Below are 19,410 nucleotides of genomic sequence, written 5' to 3' on the forward strand. Positions count from 1 at the left end.
TAATTGGTCCCATTTCTTATTATCTTTTTAGAAAAGGCTTTTGCCTAATTCTGTTTATCTCGCTGATTTTTGAATTGTAATTGGAACACATTCTTGAGGTCCGCAATCACAAGCCACTGGTTGAATTCTCACTACCTGATCTGTAAAACAACCGTTGGCATTGAATACTCGAATCGTATAGGTTTTTGTTGCCGTTGGATTCGGAATATTAGCCATCAAAATACCATTGGTAGGAATAGCTGTTGCTGTCGCAAAGTTTTTCGTTCCTGTGTAAGTTGAAGCTTCAACAATGTCATATTTATCTCCAGTATTGAAACCTGCGATACGAATTGAGCCATTGTTTAGCGTAGTTGTTTTGTTACATTCTGAGTTAGTGACAATCGGAACAAAGTTTGGTTTTGCATAAACCATTACATCTGTTGTAGCTGTTGCCACACAACCATTAGCTGAAACAGTTACCATATAAATACCTTGTGACAAGGCACTCGCGCCTGATACTACAGGGTTTTGGTCTGTCGAAGTAAATCCATTTGGACCAGCCCAGCTATATGAAGTACCGCCACTTGCACCGAGTGTAATCGAAGAGCCAGCACAAGCACTTACTGAAGTAGCCGTTGCATTTACAGTATTTTTAGTTACTGCTACCGTTGTAGTTGCTTCACAATTTTTATCAGTAATCACTTTCACCGTGTAAGTTCCCTCTTGGGTAATCGATACCGTTTGAGATGTTGAGCTAAATCCGTTTGGACCTGTCCACAAGTAAGTTTGACCGCTAGTTACACCTGAATTAATGGTTAACTGTGTTGAAGCATCCGAGCAGAACGCCGTAGCACCTGTTACTACTGTAGCTGCTTTAGGATTCTGAGTCACATTGAATACCTGAACAGATTTGCATCCATTAGCTTCCGTAATATTCACAGTATAAGCTCCAGCAGTTGATACACTAATTGAAGACGTTGTTGCTGAAGTATTCCAACTATAAGTAGCATTGGTAAATCCAGTAACTGCCAAAGTTGTTGTACTACCCTCACAGAATTCAATTGCTTTATTCGTTGTTGGAATAGGACTCACTATAATACTTACTGTTGCGGTAGTTGTACAACCTGAATTGCCTTCTACTGTGACAGTGTATGTTCCAGAATTACTTACTGAGACATTTGATAGCACAGGGTTAGTTGTTGTGGCTGTAAAGCCTGCTGGTCCACTCCATGAGTAAGATTTTACTCCTGAACCAACGGTTGCATTTACATTCAAATTAACCGAACCACCCGAGCAAACCGTTGTTGCACTTGCTGAAGCATTTACATTAAATGTTTCAGTTGTCAAAGTTACAGTTCCTGTCGCAGAACATCCATTATTTGTTACTACCACTTGATAACTTCCTGCTGTACTTACATTAATCACTGCGGTATTGGCAGTAAACCCATTTGGCCCAGTCCAAGCAAAAGTACCACTAGAGTTTGCCGTAAGTGCGACTTGACCACCTGGACAGATTACTCTATTTCCAGAAATAGTCACCACTGGGTTTTCTTTTACCGTCAAGCTTGCCGTTGCAGAACCTACACAACCTAATGAAGTAGTTCCTACCACTGTGTAAACTCCATTCATTGTGATAGCAGCACTATTTGAAATCAAGGCTTGAGCAGATGTTGAAGTAAATCCGTTTGGACCTGTCCATGAGTAAGTACTTGCACCTGTAGCTGTCAGTTGAGCAACTCCTCCTACACAAACCTCAACATTAGATACACTTATCGTTGCCGCAGGATTTACTGTCACACTTGCAGTAGCTGTACCAATACAACCTATAGCATTAGTTCCTGTTACCGTGTAAACTCCTTGCGTGTTTACTGATGGTGACGCTCCTGTTGCCGCAAAGCCGTTTGGTCCTGTCCATGAATAAGTACTTGCACCTGTTACTCCCAAATTCAAACTCTGTCCTTGACAGATAGTTCCGCCTGTAGCTGTCAGTACTGGTAATGTATTTACTGTTACTTGAACTGTTGTTGAGGCGCTACAGATATTACCATCACTTACAACTACAGTGTAAGTTCCAGAATTTGCCGTGGTCGCACTTGCAATTGTTGGGTTTTGCTGTGTCGAAGTAAAGCTTGATGGGCCACTCCATGAGTAATTAGAGCCTGAGCCATTAGCTTTCAATTCGATGGTTTGACCTTGACAAACTACCGTATTTACTAAGGTTGCACTTACTGTTGGTAGAGCATTTACTACTACATTCACTGTCGCAGTCGTCGTTGCTGAACAAGCATTATTAGCTGTTACTGTCAAGGTATAAACTCCCGATTGTGCAGTTGTTACACCATTGATAGTTGGACTTTGACTTGTACTTGTAAAGCTTGCTGGACCACTCCATGAATATTGTGATACCGTTGGTGTTCCTGTTACGACTGTCGTAAGTTTCACTGTTGAACCTGCACAGTATGTATTTTTATCAGTACTTACACTAATTTGTGCTGCTGGACAATTTACACCTGCATCAACAGTTAAGTTAGATGTGCCAGGCACTGTGATTGATACTACACCTGTTGTACCTGTCAAATCAGCATCACTATCTTTTGTATCATCACCGCCAGCGTCTTTCGTTGAAATCACATAGCCTGCTGGTAAAGTACTTGTCGAGAACACTACTTTGTAATCGCCTAAACCTAGGTAATCAAATCCATAGATACCAGAAGAATTTGTCGTAGTCGTTGCTAAGATATTTCCTAAACCATCCGTTAAAGTAACCGTTACATTGTTTACTCCATTAAGTGGCGTTTCGTTTTGGATACCATCTCTGTTGGTATCATACCATACTAAATCTCCAATTTTTGAAGGTTTAAATAAACCAAAATCAACGGTTAAGTTAGAAGTATTATCGGTATCACCATCGTTTACAGGCTCTGTATAAGGAACTAATGTAATCGCTTTAGTGATAATTTCAGTACCTACTAATGTTCCATTATCATCATTATTTACATCATTGTCAGGATCTGGTGTCGCACTACCCTCGTAAGGTCCTGTTGCGCTACCGTTTTTACCTGTTGATGAAATATAGCCTGCTGGTGCAATGATGCCTACGATATAATTATCTGGTTCAAGACCTGTAAATAGATAGTTACCTGTAGATGTTGTCACCTGTGTCGCTATTGCTACTCCGTCTGGAACATTATCGTTGTTTGCATCACGGTAAAGTTTTACCGTAACATTTGAAATACCTGATTCGCCAGCATCTTTAATACCGTTGTTATTCAAATCATCCCATACTAAATCGCCAAGTTTCAAACATTTGTCTATTGTAACTGATACCGTAGCGGTAGCACTACAATTATTGCTGTTGGTTACAACAACTGTGTAAACTCCAGCATTTACACCTGTAGTATTTGGAATAGTTGGGTTTTGAGATGTACTGCTAAAGCTATTAGGACCACTCCACAAATAACTTCCTCCTACTCCTGCACCACTAGCTTCTAAAGAAAGTGTCAGTCCTTGGCATAAAACACTACCTGTTGGACTTACAGCTGTTGCAGTTGGAAGAGGGTTCACTGTTACACTTGCAGTAGCTGTACCAATACAACCTATAGCATTAGTTCCTGTTACGGTGTAAACTCCTTGCGTGTTTACAGATGGTGACGCTCCTGTTGCCGTAAAGCCGTTTGGTCCTGTCCATGAATAAGTACTTGCGCCTGTTACACTCAAATTCAAACTCTGTCCTTGACAGATTGTTCCGCCTATAGCTGTCAGTACTGGTAATGTATTTACTGTTACCTGAACCGTCGTTGAAGCACTACAGATATTACCATCACTTACTACTACGGTGTAAGTTCCAGAATTTGCCGTGGTCGCACTTGCAATCGTTGGGTTTTGCTGTGTCGAAGTAAAGCTTGATGGGCCACTCCATGAGTAATTAGAGCCTGAGCCATTAGCTTTCAATTCGATGGTTTGACCTTGACAAACTACCGTATTTACTAAGGTTGCACTTACTGTTGGTAGAGCATTTACTACTACATTCACTGTCGCAGTCGTCGTTGCTGAACAAGCATTATTAGCTGTTACTGTCAAGGTATAAACTCCCGATTGAGCAGTTGTCACTCCATTGATTGTTGGACTTTGACTTGTACTTGTAAAGCTTGCTGGACCACTCCATGAGTATTGTGATACCGTTGGCGTTCCTGTTACTACTGTCGTAAGTTTCACTGTTGAACCTGCACAGTATGTATTTTTATCAGTACTTACACTAATTTGTGCTGCTGGACAATTTACGCCTGCATCAACAGTCAAGTTCGATGTGCCAGGAACTGTGATTGATACTACACCAGTTGTACCTGTCAAATCAGCATCACTATCTTTTGTATCATCACCACCAGCGTCTTTCGTTGAAATCACATAGCCTGCTGGTAAAGTACTTGTCGAGAACACTACTTTGTAATCTCCTAAACCTAGGTAATCAAATCCATAGATACCAGAAGAATTTGTCGTAGTCGTTGCTAAGATATTTCCGAGACCATCCGTTAAAGTAACCGTTACATTGTTTACTCCATTAAGTGGTGTTTCATTTTGGATACCATCTCTGTTGGTATCATACCATACTAAATCTCCAATTTTTGATGGTTTAAATAAACCAAAATCAACGGTTAAGTTAGACGTATTATCGGTATCACCATCGTTTACAGGCTCTGTATAAGGAACTAATGTAATCGCTTTAGTGATAATTTCAGTACCTACTAATGTTCCATTATCATCATTATTTACATCATTGTCAGGATCTGGTGTGGCACTACCTTCGTAAGGTCCTGTTGCGCTACCATTTTTACCTGTTGATGAAATATAGCCTGCTGGTGCAATGATGCCTACGATATAATTATCTGGTTCAAGACCTGTAAATAGATAGTTACCTGTAGATGTTGTTACCTGTGTCGCTATTGCTACTCCATCTGGAACATTATCGTTGTTTGTATCACGATAAAGTTTTACCGTAACATTTGAAATACCTGATTCGCCAGCATCTTTAATACCGTTGTTATTCAAATCATCCCATACTAAATCGCCAAGTTTTAAACATTTGTCTAATGAAATACTGATGGTAGTTGCAGCAGTACATCCATTCGCATCTGTAACTGTCAAAGTATAAACACCTGCATAAGTTGGTGAAGAAATTGGTATAGTTGGATTCTGAATTGTAGAGCTATATCCAGCAGGACCAGCCCATGAGTACGAACCACCTATTCCGCCTCCATTACCATACAAACTAATAGGAGCACCTTGACAAATTATTGTTCCACCTTCGCTACTAGCAGTGGCTGTTGGAACTGGATTAACAAATACAAATATTTCTGATGTTGCTGTACATCCAAAACTATCTGTCGCTTTTACATTATAGAATCCTTCATTTGCCTCTTGCGCACCTGAGATTGTTGGGTTTTGACTTGTACTAGCAAAGCTACTAGGACCACTCCATGTGTATGAAGCAATAGTTGCCCCACTTGCAGCAGTTCCATTTGCTTTCAATTCGATTGTTGAGTTATTACAAACAGTAGCATCAGTTACAGAAGCTGTTACTGTAGGTTTTGTTCTAACTACTACTTCTACTGTAGCAGTACCTGTACAACCTCCAGTTCCAGAAACGGTTACTGTATAGATACCATTCAAGCTAGTACTTGCATTTGTTAAAGAAGGAGTTGCTGAAGTTGATGAATACCCATTTGGTCCTTCCCACAAATATGAAGTTCCACCAGATGTTGATAAGGTCACTGTTCCTCCAATACAAACTGGAGAGTTAGTTGTTGCAACTGGTGTTGGTTTGCTGTTATAAATAACATCTACTGAGCGTCTTGAACCTACCGGTGTCTCACAGCTTGTAGTAGTATTTTTACAAGAAACAAAATAAGTAGCATTTGCAGATACTGCTACAGTATAAGCATTTCCAGAAGTCAACATTGTTGTTGAGCTTTGTGAACTATACCAAACAGGCGTTAAACTTGCATCTCTACAGTTTGCAGTAAGTGTTAAATTACCCGTACCACAAACAGAACCACCTTGAACATCAGCAGAAGCTGGTGCATCAGGAATAAGATTCACAGTACCTACCACTGGAGTTCTTCCGCCAATAGCTACCTCACAAAGCGTGGTGTTGTTTTTACATGCCACATAATATGAAGTTGTTGCTGAAATACTTGGACTGTAGCTTGTACCTGTTGACAAGACTGTAGTCGATGTCTGGCTTGCATACCATTGTACCGTTTCTCCTGCTCCACAAGTAGCTCCTAAAGTCAATACGCCACTACCACATCTTGAGTTGTTTGTGACATTACTTGGACTTGGTGCTGGTGGTATTGGATTTACTGTCCCTACTACTGCTTGACGTGAGTTCGTTGCTGTTTCACAAGTTGTTGTGTTGTCCTTACATCCTACAAAATAAGTAGTCGTTGCTGTGATGCTTGGTGCGTAACTTGTACCTGTTGTCAATACACTTGTTGAACTCTGACTTGCATACCATTGTACCGTTTGACCTGATGAACATACTGCACTTAAGTTTACTACGCCACTACCACAAACTGCACCACCTTGTACACTTGATGAACTTGGTGCTGGTAGGTTTGGATTTACTGTGCCTACTACACTTTGACGGGTTCCTGACGTCGTCTCACAAGTTGTCGTGTTGTCTTTACAGCCTACATAATAGGTTGTCGTTGCTGTCAAACTTGGACTGTAGCTCGTACCCGTAGTCAACACACTTGTTGAACTTTGACTTGCATACCATTGTACCGTTTGACCTGTTGAACATGTCGCTGTCAAGGTAACTACTCCTGCTTCACATCTTGAAGCGCCAACTACATTATTAGCACTTGGTGCACTTGGAATTGGGTTAACCGTTCCGATTACGCCTTGACGTGTTCCTGTTGCTGTTTCACAATTCGTTGTATTGTCCTTACAAGCTACATAATAAGTTGTCGTTGCGGTGATGCTTGGTGCGTAACTTGTTCCTGTCGTCAAGACACTTGTCGAACTCTGACTTGCATACCATTGTACTGTTTGACCTGATGAACAAGTTGCACTTAAGTTTACTACACCACTACCACAAACTGCGCCATTCGTTACATTTCCTGAACTTGGTGCACTTGGGATTGGGTTAACTGTGCCTACTACTGATTGACGTGAGTTCGTTGCTGTCTCACAAGTCGTAGTATTATCTTTACAACCTACATAATAAGTTGTCGTCGCTGCTATACTTGGTGCATAACTTGTACCTGTCGACAATACCACTGTCGATGTTTGACTTGCATACCATTGTACCGTTTGCCCTGTCGAACAGGTTGCACTCAAGTTTACTACACCGCTTCCGCATACTGCGCCACCTGATACATTACCTGCACTTGGTGAACTTGGGATTGGATTTACTGTCCCTACTACTGCTTGACGTGAGTTTGTTGCTGTTTCACAAGTTGTTGTATTGTCTTTACAACCTACATAATAAGTTGTCGTTGCTGTAATGCTTGGTGCGTAACTTGTGCCTGTTGTCAACACACTTGTCGAGGTTTGACTTGCATACCATTGTACCGTTTGTCCTGATGAACATACTGCACTTAAGTTTACTACACCACTACCACAAACTGCGCCACCTTGTACACTTGATGAACTTGGTGCTGGTAGGTTTGGATTTACGGTGCCTACTACACTTTGACGGGTTCCTGATGTTGTCTCACAAGTTGTCGTATTGTCTTTACAACCTACATAATAGGTTGTCGTTGCTGTCAAACTTGGAGCATAACTTGTACCTGTTGTCAACACACTTGTTGAACTCTGACTTGCATACCATTGTACCGTTTGTCCTGTTGAACATGTTGCTGTCAAGGTAACCACACCAGCTTCACATCTTGAAGCGCCAACTACATTATTAGCACTTGGTGCACTTGGAATTGGGTTAACCGTTCCGATCACGCCTTGACGTGTTCCTGTTGCTGTTTCACAATTCGTTGTATTGTCTTTACAAGCTACATAGTAGGTTGTCGTTGCAGTGATACTTGGTGCATAACTTGTACCTGTCGTCAATACACTTGTCGATGTCTGACTTGCATACCATTGTACTGTTTGACCTGATGAGCATGTCGCTGTCAGATTCACTACACCACTACCACATACTGCACCATTCGTTACATTTCCTGAACTTGGTGCACTTGGGATTGGGTTTACTGTCCCTACTACTGCTTGACGTGAGTTCGTTGCGGTTTCACAAGTCGTAGTATTATCTTTACAACCTACATAATAAGTTGTCGTCGCAGCTATACTTGGTGCATAACTTGTGCCTGTCGATAACACTACTGTTGATGTTTGACTTGCATACCATTGTACTGTTTGTCCTGTCGAACATGTTGCACTCAAGTTTACTACACCGCTTCCGCATACTGCACCACCTGATACATTACCTGCACTTGGTGAACTTGGGATTGGGTTTACCGTTCCTATTACTGCTTGACGTGAGTTCGTTGAAGTCTCACACGTTGTTGTATTGTCTTTACAACCTACATAATAAGTTGTCGTTGCCGTGATACTTGGTGCGTAGCTTGTACCTGTTGTCAAGACACTTGTCGATGTCTGACTCGCATACCATTGTACTGTTTGTCCTGATGAACATACTGCACTTAAGTTTACTACACCACTACCGCATACTGCGCCACCTTGTACACTTGATGAGCTTGGTGCTGGTAGGTTTGGATTTACGGTGCCTACTACACTTTGACGGGTTCCTGATGTTGTCTCACAAGTTGTCGTATTGTCTTTACAACCTACATAATAGGTTGTCGTTGCTGTCAAACTTGGAGCATAACTTGTACCTGTTGTCAACACACTTGTTGAACTCTGACTTGCATACCATTGTACTGTTTGTCCTGTTGAACATGTTGCTGTCAAGGTAACCACACCAGCTTCACATCTTGAAGCGCCAACTACATTATTAGCACTTGGTGCACTTGGAATTGGGTTAACTGTTCCTACCACACTTTGACGTGTTCCTGTTGCTGTCTCACAATTCGTTGTGTTATCTCTACATGCTACATAATAGGTTGTCGTTGCTGTCAAACTTGGACTGTAGCTTGTGCCTGTTGTCAACACACTTGTTGAACTCTGACTTGCATACCATTGTACTGTTTGACCTGTCGAACATGTTGCTGTCAAATTCACTACACCACTTCCGCATACTGCACCATTCGTTACATTTCCTGAACTTGGAGCACTTGGGATTGGATTTACTGTCCCTACTACTGCTTGACGTGAGTTCGTTGCTGTTTCGCAAGTCGTTGTATTATCTTTACAACCTACATAATAAGTTGTCGTCGCTGAAATACTTGGTGCATAACTTGTGCCTGTCGATAACACTACTGTCGATGTTTGACTTGCATACCATTGTACTGTTTGCCCTGTCGAACATGTTGCACTCAAGTTTACTACACCGCTTCCACATACTGCACCACCTGATACGTTACCTGCACTTGGTGAACTTGGGATTGGGTTTACTGTACCTACTACTGCTTGACGTGAGTTCGTTGCCGTTTCACAAGTTGTTGTATTGTCTTTACAACCTACATAATAAGTAGTCGTTGCCGTAATACTTGGTGCGTAGCTTGTACCTGTTGTCAATACACTTGTCGATGTTTGACTTGCATACCATTGCACTGTTTGTCCTGATGAACATACTGCACTTAAGTTTACCACACCACTACCACATACTGCGCCACCTTGTACACTTGATGAGCTTGGTGCTGGTAGATTTGGATTTACTGTGCCTACTACACTTTGACGGGTTCCTGCGGTTGTCTCACAAGTTGTCGTGTTGTCTTTACAACCTACATAATAGGTTGTCGTTGCTGTCAAACTTGGAGCATAACTTGTACCTGTTGTCAACACACTTGTTGATGTTTGGCTTGCATACCATTGTACTATTTGACCTGTTGAGCATGTTGCGGTTAAGGTAACCACACCAGCTTCACATCTTGAGGCGCCTACTACGTTATTAGCACTTGGTGCACTTGGAATTGGATTAACCGTTCCGATTACACTTTGACGTGTTCCTGTTGCTGTTTCACAATTCGTTGTATTATCTCTACATGCTACATAATAGGTTGTCGTTGCCGTGATGCTTGGTGCATAACTTGTACCTGTTGTTAATACACTTGTCGAGGTCTGACTTGCATACCACTGTACTGTTTGACCAGTCGAACATGTTGCTGTCAAATTCACTACACCACTACCACAAACTGCGCCATTCGTTACATTTCCTGAACTTGGTGCACTTGGGATTGGGTTAACTGTGCCTACTACTGATTGACGTGAGTTCGTTGCTGTCTCACAAGTCGTAGTATTATCTTTACAACCTACATAATAAGTTGTCGTCGCTGCTATACTTGGTGCATAACTTGTACCTGTCGACAACACTACTGTCGATGTTTGACTTGCATACCATTGTACTGTTTGTCCTGTCGAACAAGTTGCTGTCAAATTCACTACACCGCTTCCGCATACTGCACCACCTGATACATTACCTGCACTTGGTGAACTTGGGATTGGATTTACTGTCCCTACTACTGCTTGACGTGAGTTCGTTGCGGTTTCACACGTTGTTGTATTGTCTTTACAACCTACATAATAAGTTGTCGTTGCTGTGATACTTGGTGCATAGCTTGTACCTGTCGTCAATACACTTGTCGATGTTTGACTTGCATACCATTGTACTGTTTGTCCTGATGAACATACTGCACTTAAATTTACTACTCCACTACCACAAACTGCGCCACCTTGTACACTTGATGAACTTGGTGCTGGTAGGTTTGGATTTACTGTGCCTACTACACTTTGACGGGTTCCTGATGTTGTTTCACAAGTTGTCGTGTTGTCTTTACAACCTACATAATAGGTTGTCGTTGCTGTCAAACTTGGACTGTAGCTTGTACCTGTTGTCAACACACTTGTTGAACTTTGACTTGCATACCATTGTACTGTTTGACCTGTTGAGCATGTCGCTGTCAAGGTAACCACACCAGCTTCACATCTTGAGGCGCCTACTACATTACTTGCACTTGGTGCACTTGGAATTGGGTTAACTGTTCCTATTACTCCTTGACGTGTTCCTGTTGCTGTTTCACAATTCGTTGTATTGTCTTTACAAGCTACATAATAAGTAGTCGTTGCCGTGATACTTGGTGCATAACTTGTGCCTGTCGTCAATACACTTGTCGATGTTTGACTTGCATACCATTGTACCGTTTGACCAGTTGAACAAGTTGCTGTCAAATTCACTACGCCACTACCACATACTGCACCATTCGTTACATTTCCTGAACTTGGTGCACTTGGGATTGGGTTAACTGTTCCTACTACTGATTGACGGGTATTTGGAGCCGTCTCACAAGTCGTAGTATTATCTTTACAACCTACATAATAAGTTGTCGTCGCTGCTATACTTGGTGCATAACTTGTACCTGTCGACAACACTACTGTCGATGTTTGACTTGCATACCATTGTACTGTTTGTCCTGTCGAACAAGTTGCTGTCAAATTCACTACACCGCTTCCACATACTGCACCACCTGATACATTACCTGCACTTGGTGAACTTGGGATTGGATTTACTGTCCCTACTACTGCTTGACGTGAGTTCGTCGCGGTTTCACACGTTGTTGTGTTGTCTTTACAACCTACATAATAAGTTGTCGTTGCTGTGATACTTGGTGCATAGCTTGTACCTGTCGTCAAGACACTTGTTGAGCTTTGACTTGCATACCATTGTACGGTTTGTCCTGATGAACATACTGCACTTAAGTTTACCACACCACTACCACAGACTGCGCCACCTTGTACACTTGATGAGCTTGGTGCTGGTAGGTTTGGATTTACCGTACCTACTACACTTTGACGGGTACCTGTTGTCGTTTCACAAGTAGTCGTGTTGTCTTTACAACCTACATAATAGGTTGTCGTTGCTGTCAAACTTGGACTGTAGCTTGTACCAGTTGTCAACACACTTGTTGAACTTTGACTTGCATACCATTGTACCGTTTGACCTGTTGAGCAAGTCGCTGTCAAAGTAACTACACCTGCTTCGCATCTTGAGGCTCCTACTACATTATTAGAACTTGGTGCACTTGGGATTGGATTTACTGTTCCGATTACTCCTTGACGTGTTCCTGTTGCTGTTTCACAATTCGTTGTGTTATCTCTACATGCTACATAGTAGGTTGTCGTTGCCGTGATACTTGGTGCATAACTTGTGCCTGTCGTCAATACACTTGTTGATGTTTGACTTGCATACCATTGTACTGTTTGACCTGTCGAACATGTTGCTGTCAAGTTCACTACACCACTGCCACATACTGCACCATTCGTTACATTTCCTGAACTTGGTGCACTTGGGATTGGATTTACTGTCCCTAATACTGATTGACGTGCATTTGGAGCCGTCTCACAAGTCGTAGTATTATCTTTACAACCTACATAATAAGTCGTCGTCGCTGCTATACTTGGTGCATAACTTGTACCTGTCGACAAGACTACTGTCGATGTTTGACTTGCATACCATTGTACTGTTTGCCCTGTCGAACATGTGGCACTTAAGTTTACTACACCGCTTCCACAGACTGCGCCATTCGTTACATTACTTGAGCTTGGCGCTGGTAGGTTTGGATTTACCGTGCCTACTACACTTTGACGGGTTCCTGATGCCGTCTCACAAGTTGTTGTGTTGTCTTTACAACCTACATAATAGGTTGTCGTTGCTGTCAAACTTGGACTGTAGCTTGTACCTGTTGTCAATACACTTGTTGAACCCTGACTTGCATACCATTGTACCGTTTGCCCTGTCGAACATGTGGCACTTAAGTTTACTACACCGCTACCACATACTGCGCCATTTGTAACATTACCTGAACTTGGTGCTGTAGGCAAAGCATTGATCGTACCAGTTACAGCTGTTCTATTAGCTGTTGGTGTTTCGCAACTTGTCGTTGTATTTTTACAACCTACATAATAAGTGATACTAGCGGTTAAACTTGGACTGTAAGATGCGCCTGTTGTCAATACTGTCGTTGATGATTGCGACGAATACCATTGTGCAATTTCTCCACTACCACAAGTTGCTCCAAGTGTTACTGTTCCTGCTCCACAACGAGTGGCGGGAGTTGTACTTGGTGACGATGGTGTTGAATTTATTGTAATAGCAATAGAGGCGTTACTAGAACAACCTGTATTACCTGTTACAGTTAAAGTATATGTTCCTGTAGTACTTGCTGAGATATTTTGAGTTGTTGCACTGAAGCTATTTGGTCCTGCCCATGAATATGTTACTACAGGTGCATCAACTGTCATTGAGATATCATCTATCGCAAAATCATTACCTCCTGTATTAGTATTCTCATTTCTAATCTCAAAATATGCTGTTGTACTACTTCCTGAATTCCAAGTAGTAGTTAATTGTTGCCACGCACAAGTTGTTGCTGACAAGGTTGTTGAAGTACCAACTTTTACTCCATTTACATAAAATGCTAAAGTAGAAGGGTTTGTTGAAGATATAGACGTTGCGTAAGTACTTAATCGATAGGTCGTATTTGGGTTTACGGCAATTTTTTGTCCCCAAACGGTTAGGCTTGCATCCGTTCCTCCATCCGTAACAAAGATTTTACCTGTGCCTGCAACAGTCCTATCCTTACAGGCTGATGCCCAAGAAAAATAGGTATTGGCATCTGTCACTACACCATATATTCCATACCCATAATTTTGCTCCCCATATTGTGTTACAAAACCAATATCCCCTGCAGAAAAATCTCCATTGTACACAAGATTTGGATTAGCGACACTACCTGCACCATTGATTGTAATTGGGGTTCCACAATTAGAAGTATTACCTCCTACTGCTGTCGCACTCACACCCGAAACTGCTCCACTCACCGTTAAGTTGACTGGAGTTTTCATACTTTCACAGTTGTTGAGCGTACACGTTGCAAATAAATTCAACGATGTGCTTCTTGAAGCTGGTGTATATGTAGTCCCAGTAGCTATTGGAGTAGTATCTGTAGAACCACTATACCATTTCACAGTCCCTCCTGTACATCCTGTAGCAGTTAGGGTTGCCGTACCTGTTCCACAAATATTTACACTACTAACTACAGGTGCAGAAGTACAAGTTTCTTCTGTCATACAGATATCATCAATGGCAATTCCATCACCTTCATTATCTCGTGGTGTGATGTAAAGCTCTAAGTATTTTGCACCTGCAGGAGCCACAATTTCAACACAATACTGTTGCCAGTTGAGTGTTTCCCATTGACCATCTGCATCAGCAGGGACTGATTGATAAATATCTCCTGTAGATAATATACCTTTATCGCCACCTTCAGCATTTCTGAAGTTGTATTCAAAATACACATCTGCATTACCTTGTACACCCGATGGGTTAAATGCAGCCATATAAGCACATATTTTATATTTTTTTCCTGGAGTTACTGGGAAAAATTTTTGATTTGCGCTTGGTGCAAAAAGAACGCACTGATTATAACGTCCGTAGATAAAACGGTCGCCAGAGTTTGCATTTCCTGTTACACTTGCATCGATATAATATGCACCATTTTGGTTAGCATAATCATTTACATCTGTACCAATAGCCCAATCAGCAGGAGAAGCTCCTCTATAAGCATCGGTATTGGTAGCAGTACGTGTAATATATGAGGCAGGAGATGATTGAAAATATACTGGAAACTTCTTCCCGTTATTAGTGACATTATCATCAGTCTCAAAACTTGAGTTAGTGACAATGTTATTGGTACAAGCCACAGTCGCACAGTTGTTTTTCAAAACAACTAATACGGCATTTGATTCAGCCACATAGTCGTTACAGTTGGTACGACGAGCTGTTCTGATATAACAAGTTGTCTGTGTAATTGCCCCAGGCGTATAAGTTGCAGCTGTTGCACCCGAGATAGCAGTATATTTTGATGAGCCTGCTACGTTTGTAGGGCAAGCACCATTCTCTAATGATGTTGCCTGATACCATTGATACTGGATAGTTTGTCCTGTATCACCACCTGACGGTGCAGTTACGTTGGTAAGAGCTGCTGGTGTACTACTTACATTTTTACATAATACTTGGTTTGAGCCAATGGTACCTCCACTCGTTAAGTTGTTACAAGTATTGTTTATAGTCAAACACAAGTTGTCTAATTTTAACCAGTCACCACTTGCATAACCTTCTACTCTCAAATAAGAAGTCCCTACAGGAGCAGTTTTAGTCATTACATATTCTTTCAAAATTGTTTGTCCTGCTGGAACAATATCCACATCCCAATCAACTTGAGCTTCTGCAAAATCCAATAATGCTCCTAAACTATTATAAAAGGCTAATCGGTATCTATGGTTATATGTAGGATCGTGAGTACCACCATAAGCTGATAAGGTATATGAAGTACCAGCCGTAATATTATCTACTTTCTGCCACATCATAGCAGAAGAGCTATTGGCATACAAATAAGCGTTATTATCGTCACAAACTTTAAAACCTGAGCCTGTCGTTAAAGAGCCTGCCGAGTTCCATTCCCAATAAGCTGTTTTATAACTAGTGTTATATCCTGCACGAAATTCTGGAACCTCAAATCCTGGGTTTTTCAATAAACCACCTGGACAGTCACAAGTAACAGAGCTAAAACTACTACAGTTGACAGTTGTATTAAATACCTGATAGTGCACTTCCCCTTGTGCATGTGTATAGTTCATACACACTACCTGACCTTCAATATTACCAGAACCAGCTTTGTTGACGTGTGCATTTGGCGCAAACACAGTACCAATAATAGTACTACCTCCATTTAAGTTGATTGTTGCACTACCCGCTGAGCTATTCACAAAGTTGAACAAAATATACTGACCTGCTGCGTTTGGTACACCTGGGAAATTTGGAATAGTCCAGTTGAACGCTGTCGCTGTACCAATATCCACTGTAATTACCACAGGGTTGGTAGCAGAAGGTACTATATTAAATTTTATCTCATTGAACAATGCCAGTTGAGTGGCTGTCATTTTATAGAAATTGGTACGACCTGCTGTTAAATTGAATGTGTAAGATGTAGCAGTAGTCGATACTGTTGTATTCGAAGAACAACCTTTATAGGTAGTTGAGTAACTACGCATATTGGCAATGGCTGTATTAAAGTCGAATACATCGGCATTAATAGAGGCTTGCGTTTGAGAGGCTGACAAGTTAATACGAGGGTTCACATCTTGTGAGGAAGCTCCCGCCGCACTAATACGTGTGGGATTGGTAGACCAATATTTCGAAGTTGTGAAATCTTTAATTTTCACAAAACCTCCATTCAGGACATTTACACCACTACCAGCCGAGTAGCTCACATTACCTTCAACAATCAAAGCCGTATTGTTGGCATCACCAGAAGCTTTGAAACTACCAGTGGTACTCATCGACAATGAATAGGCACCATTAAGTGTAAGGTTACCAAAAGTAGCCAAACCACCATTGGCATCGCCATTGTTGAGGGTAGCATTACCATAAGAAAAGATGTTAAATCCTTGGATAGGGCTTAGAGGATTTTGCTGGGCTTGAGATTTTTTTACACCTCCTAAAAAAAAGATAAAGGGCACAAACAACATAACCCTCAAAAATCCATTGGCATGGTTTTTGAGGAAAAGGCGTGCTCTTCTAAAAGTGTTCAACTCAGGCGTACATAACTTACTTAAGCCGTACTTTGATGAAGTACGTAATGAAGCAGTAAAGTTTTTCATGGGGAAACTTTATTAATTTAACTCGGCGGATTCTAGGAAAAATTATATCTCTGGATTAGTACAAACTAAATCCATACAACTGTTTCGAGAAGACAGTATAGTCTTTCTTGGCGGGGACAAACATCTGTAGGCGGTGTCAAAACAAAAACATCCTAAATCATTTTATGGCGTTTAAAATGATAGCATGATTTCCTACAAAATGCGTTCGAAAACAGCAATGATTTACAAAGCAAAAACGTGAGACGACCAATAGCGGAAAGGGTCGAATGTGATAAGCCTAGATTACTGAGGTTGATTAACGAAAATAAATGTTACGGGAAAAGTTTGCGGTTCTTTCCTATAGAAATGGCGTTACTCTTTAAAACTTAGGCTTTTGCGTAATAATAAGTGATATTGCGGTTCACTTAAGGTAATATATAATAATTCTGAAGCATTAGCGGGTGCCTGACAGAAGTGTATTCAAATATTTCTCTCAAAATTGTTTCTCAAAAACACGTTGCGAAGGTATTTTTTCCAGAGACTTTCTTGTAAATTACATTTTTTAAAACAAATTAATTTTGGGCGGGTTTTGTAATAAAAATGCAATTTTGTCTAAGTGAAGACAAGAAATATTTACTATAAATGGAGCTAAAATCATGCCAAAGTACAATATTATACCTACGTGTAGTTTTTTTCACTTTCTTAGAAAAATTATTAAACGGTATCTATATCAGCCATTTATAAAGCTCTCGTTTGTAGGTATTTGACATAACCAAACGTATAACCCTTACACTAATGCTATACAATGTACCTCAACGCTTAATTTGCATTATGATAGTGTTTCTCCTCTCATTATTATTATTCTCCCATACACTTACAAACCCTATGGACAAAATACCTTCAAAAAAAATACTAGCCCTTGGCGATTCTTATACTATCGGAGAAAGTGTCCTTGAGTCGGAACGCTGGTCGGCACAATTAATTGAACTTATCAAGAACGAGATACCTGTTTCCAATCATGATATTGTAGCGCAAACAGGGTGGACAACTTTTGAGTTGCAGGATGCCATTAAGTCCCGCAAACTTGACAAGCATTATGATTTGGTTTCGTTACTCATTGGTGTCAATAATCAGTATAGAGGTCTTTCGAAAGAAGATTTTAGAAAGGATTTTCAGCAATTATTACAAACAGCTGCCAACTTTACTTCAGGTAATTTTCGACATGTTATGGTACTTTCCATCCCAGATTGGGGCGTGAGTCCTTTTGCGTCAAATCGAGATAGAGCGCAAATTGCTAAAGAAATAGATGCCTTTAATTTAGTGATTAAAGATGAATGTCTAAAGCATCATGTACCCTTTGTTGATATTACTCCTATCTCAAGAGCATACCCCAATGACGTATCGATGATTGCTGAAGATGGTTTGCATTTTTCTGGAAAAATGTACACACTTTGGGCAAAAGCTGCCAAGGAAGAAGCTTTGAGAATTCTTAAAAAGTAAATCTGGAAAGAAGTTATTAGTTAATCGTATATCTGTTACTAGATTGTCTTCATTATCAGATGAGTACCATCAATATGGTTAATTTAATCTATCCTAATACTTAAGTAAACAAGCACGGTAAGTGCGATAGACGTATAACAATACTGAATTCTGTCGCACCTATTGCACTCTTCCAAGGATACCTACAACCTACTTGAAATGGTTCATTAACCCTTTTGTTTTTCCTAATTAAAGAAAGTTCTACCACTTACTTGTTTCCCATTAACTCCTGAAAGTATTCTGCCGAGGCAATCAATGTCAGAGCCACTCCTGCTACCATTCCTGAAAGAATCAAATTCCAATCATGTTTTTTGACCCTAAATACCTCAAGCATTAAAAAACTAATAAGCAAAGTAAACATCACAATGAGCAACTGCCCCAATTCCAAACCTACATTGAATGCCAATAAAGGATTGAGTAAACTTTCTTCTTTTCCTAACAAGCTTCGCAGGTAATTGGAGAAACCCATTCCGTGTATGAGACCAAAAGCCATCGCCATTGGATAGCGAAGAGATGAGCTTTTTTCTTTCTGAAATCTGGTATTATCTACAGACTTATGAAAGAAGTTTAACACACAGGTAAGAAATATGGTAATAGGAATCAGAAATTCGATTACTTCTGTACGATAGGTAATAATTTGTAAAGTAGCTAAAGCCAATGTTACGGAATGCCCAAGTGTAAAGGCCGTCACCAATACTGCTAGTTTTTTCCAATCGCTAGGACGATATACAGCACAAAGTGCAATAACAAACAAAATATGGTCATAGCCATTTACATCTGTGATGTGTTGAAAACCTAGTTGAAGATACAATTGAAAATCTGACATGGGCAGGTAACAGCAATTTAAAGGTTTGTCTCTGAAGTACGATTTTACAAATTTAACTTAAAACCAGACACAAAACACCTATATATTCTGTACTAATCAAAGAAGTTTTTGTTATATTTAGTTAAAGATTTTTTCAGTTATAATGCAAAATAAGATTGAATTACTAAGCTATAGGTGGTGAGTCGTAGTCATTAGGCAAAAAATGCTTCTATTATTTATTACATGGAAAATACTTTTTAACTTAAAGCCTACGGTCTATTGTGGGAAAAGTTACCCACTTACTTAGTTTTAAAGAG

General features: G+C 40.6%; 3 protein-coding genes. 1 reads left to right on the forward strand and 2 read right to left on the reverse strand.

All coding sequences use genetic code 11. The annotated features are described in order from the left end of the window. Positions 1–54 precede the first annotated feature (54 nt). Positions 55–16,770, reverse strand: coding sequence for an Ig-like domain-containing protein (locus QM481_RS11425; protein ID WP_283381887.1), 16,716 nt, complete (start codon positions 16,768–16,770; stop codon positions 55–57). Positions 16,771–17,634: 864 nt separating this feature from the next. Here QM481_RS11425 and QM481_RS11430 point away from each other — a divergent pair. Next, positions 17,635–18,249: an SGNH/GDSL hydrolase family protein gene (locus tag QM481_RS11430; protein WP_283381888.1), complete on the forward strand. Its 615-nt coding sequence runs from the start codon at positions 17,635–17,637 to the stop codon at positions 18,247–18,249. Between the two features lie 247 nt (positions 18,250–18,496). Here QM481_RS11430 and QM481_RS11435 read toward each other — a convergent pair whose 3' ends face one another. After that, positions 18,497–19,114, reverse strand: coding sequence for a HupE/UreJ family protein (locus QM481_RS11435; RefSeq protein WP_283381889.1), 618 nt, complete (start codon positions 19,112–19,114; stop codon positions 18,497–18,499). Between the last annotated feature and the right edge of the window lie 296 nt (positions 19,115–19,410).

Origin of the sequence: Flectobacillus rivi, from assembly GCF_030056655.1 — a bacterium.
Lineage (GTDB): Bacteria > Bacteroidota > Bacteroidia > Cytophagales > Spirosomataceae > Flectobacillus > Flectobacillus rivi.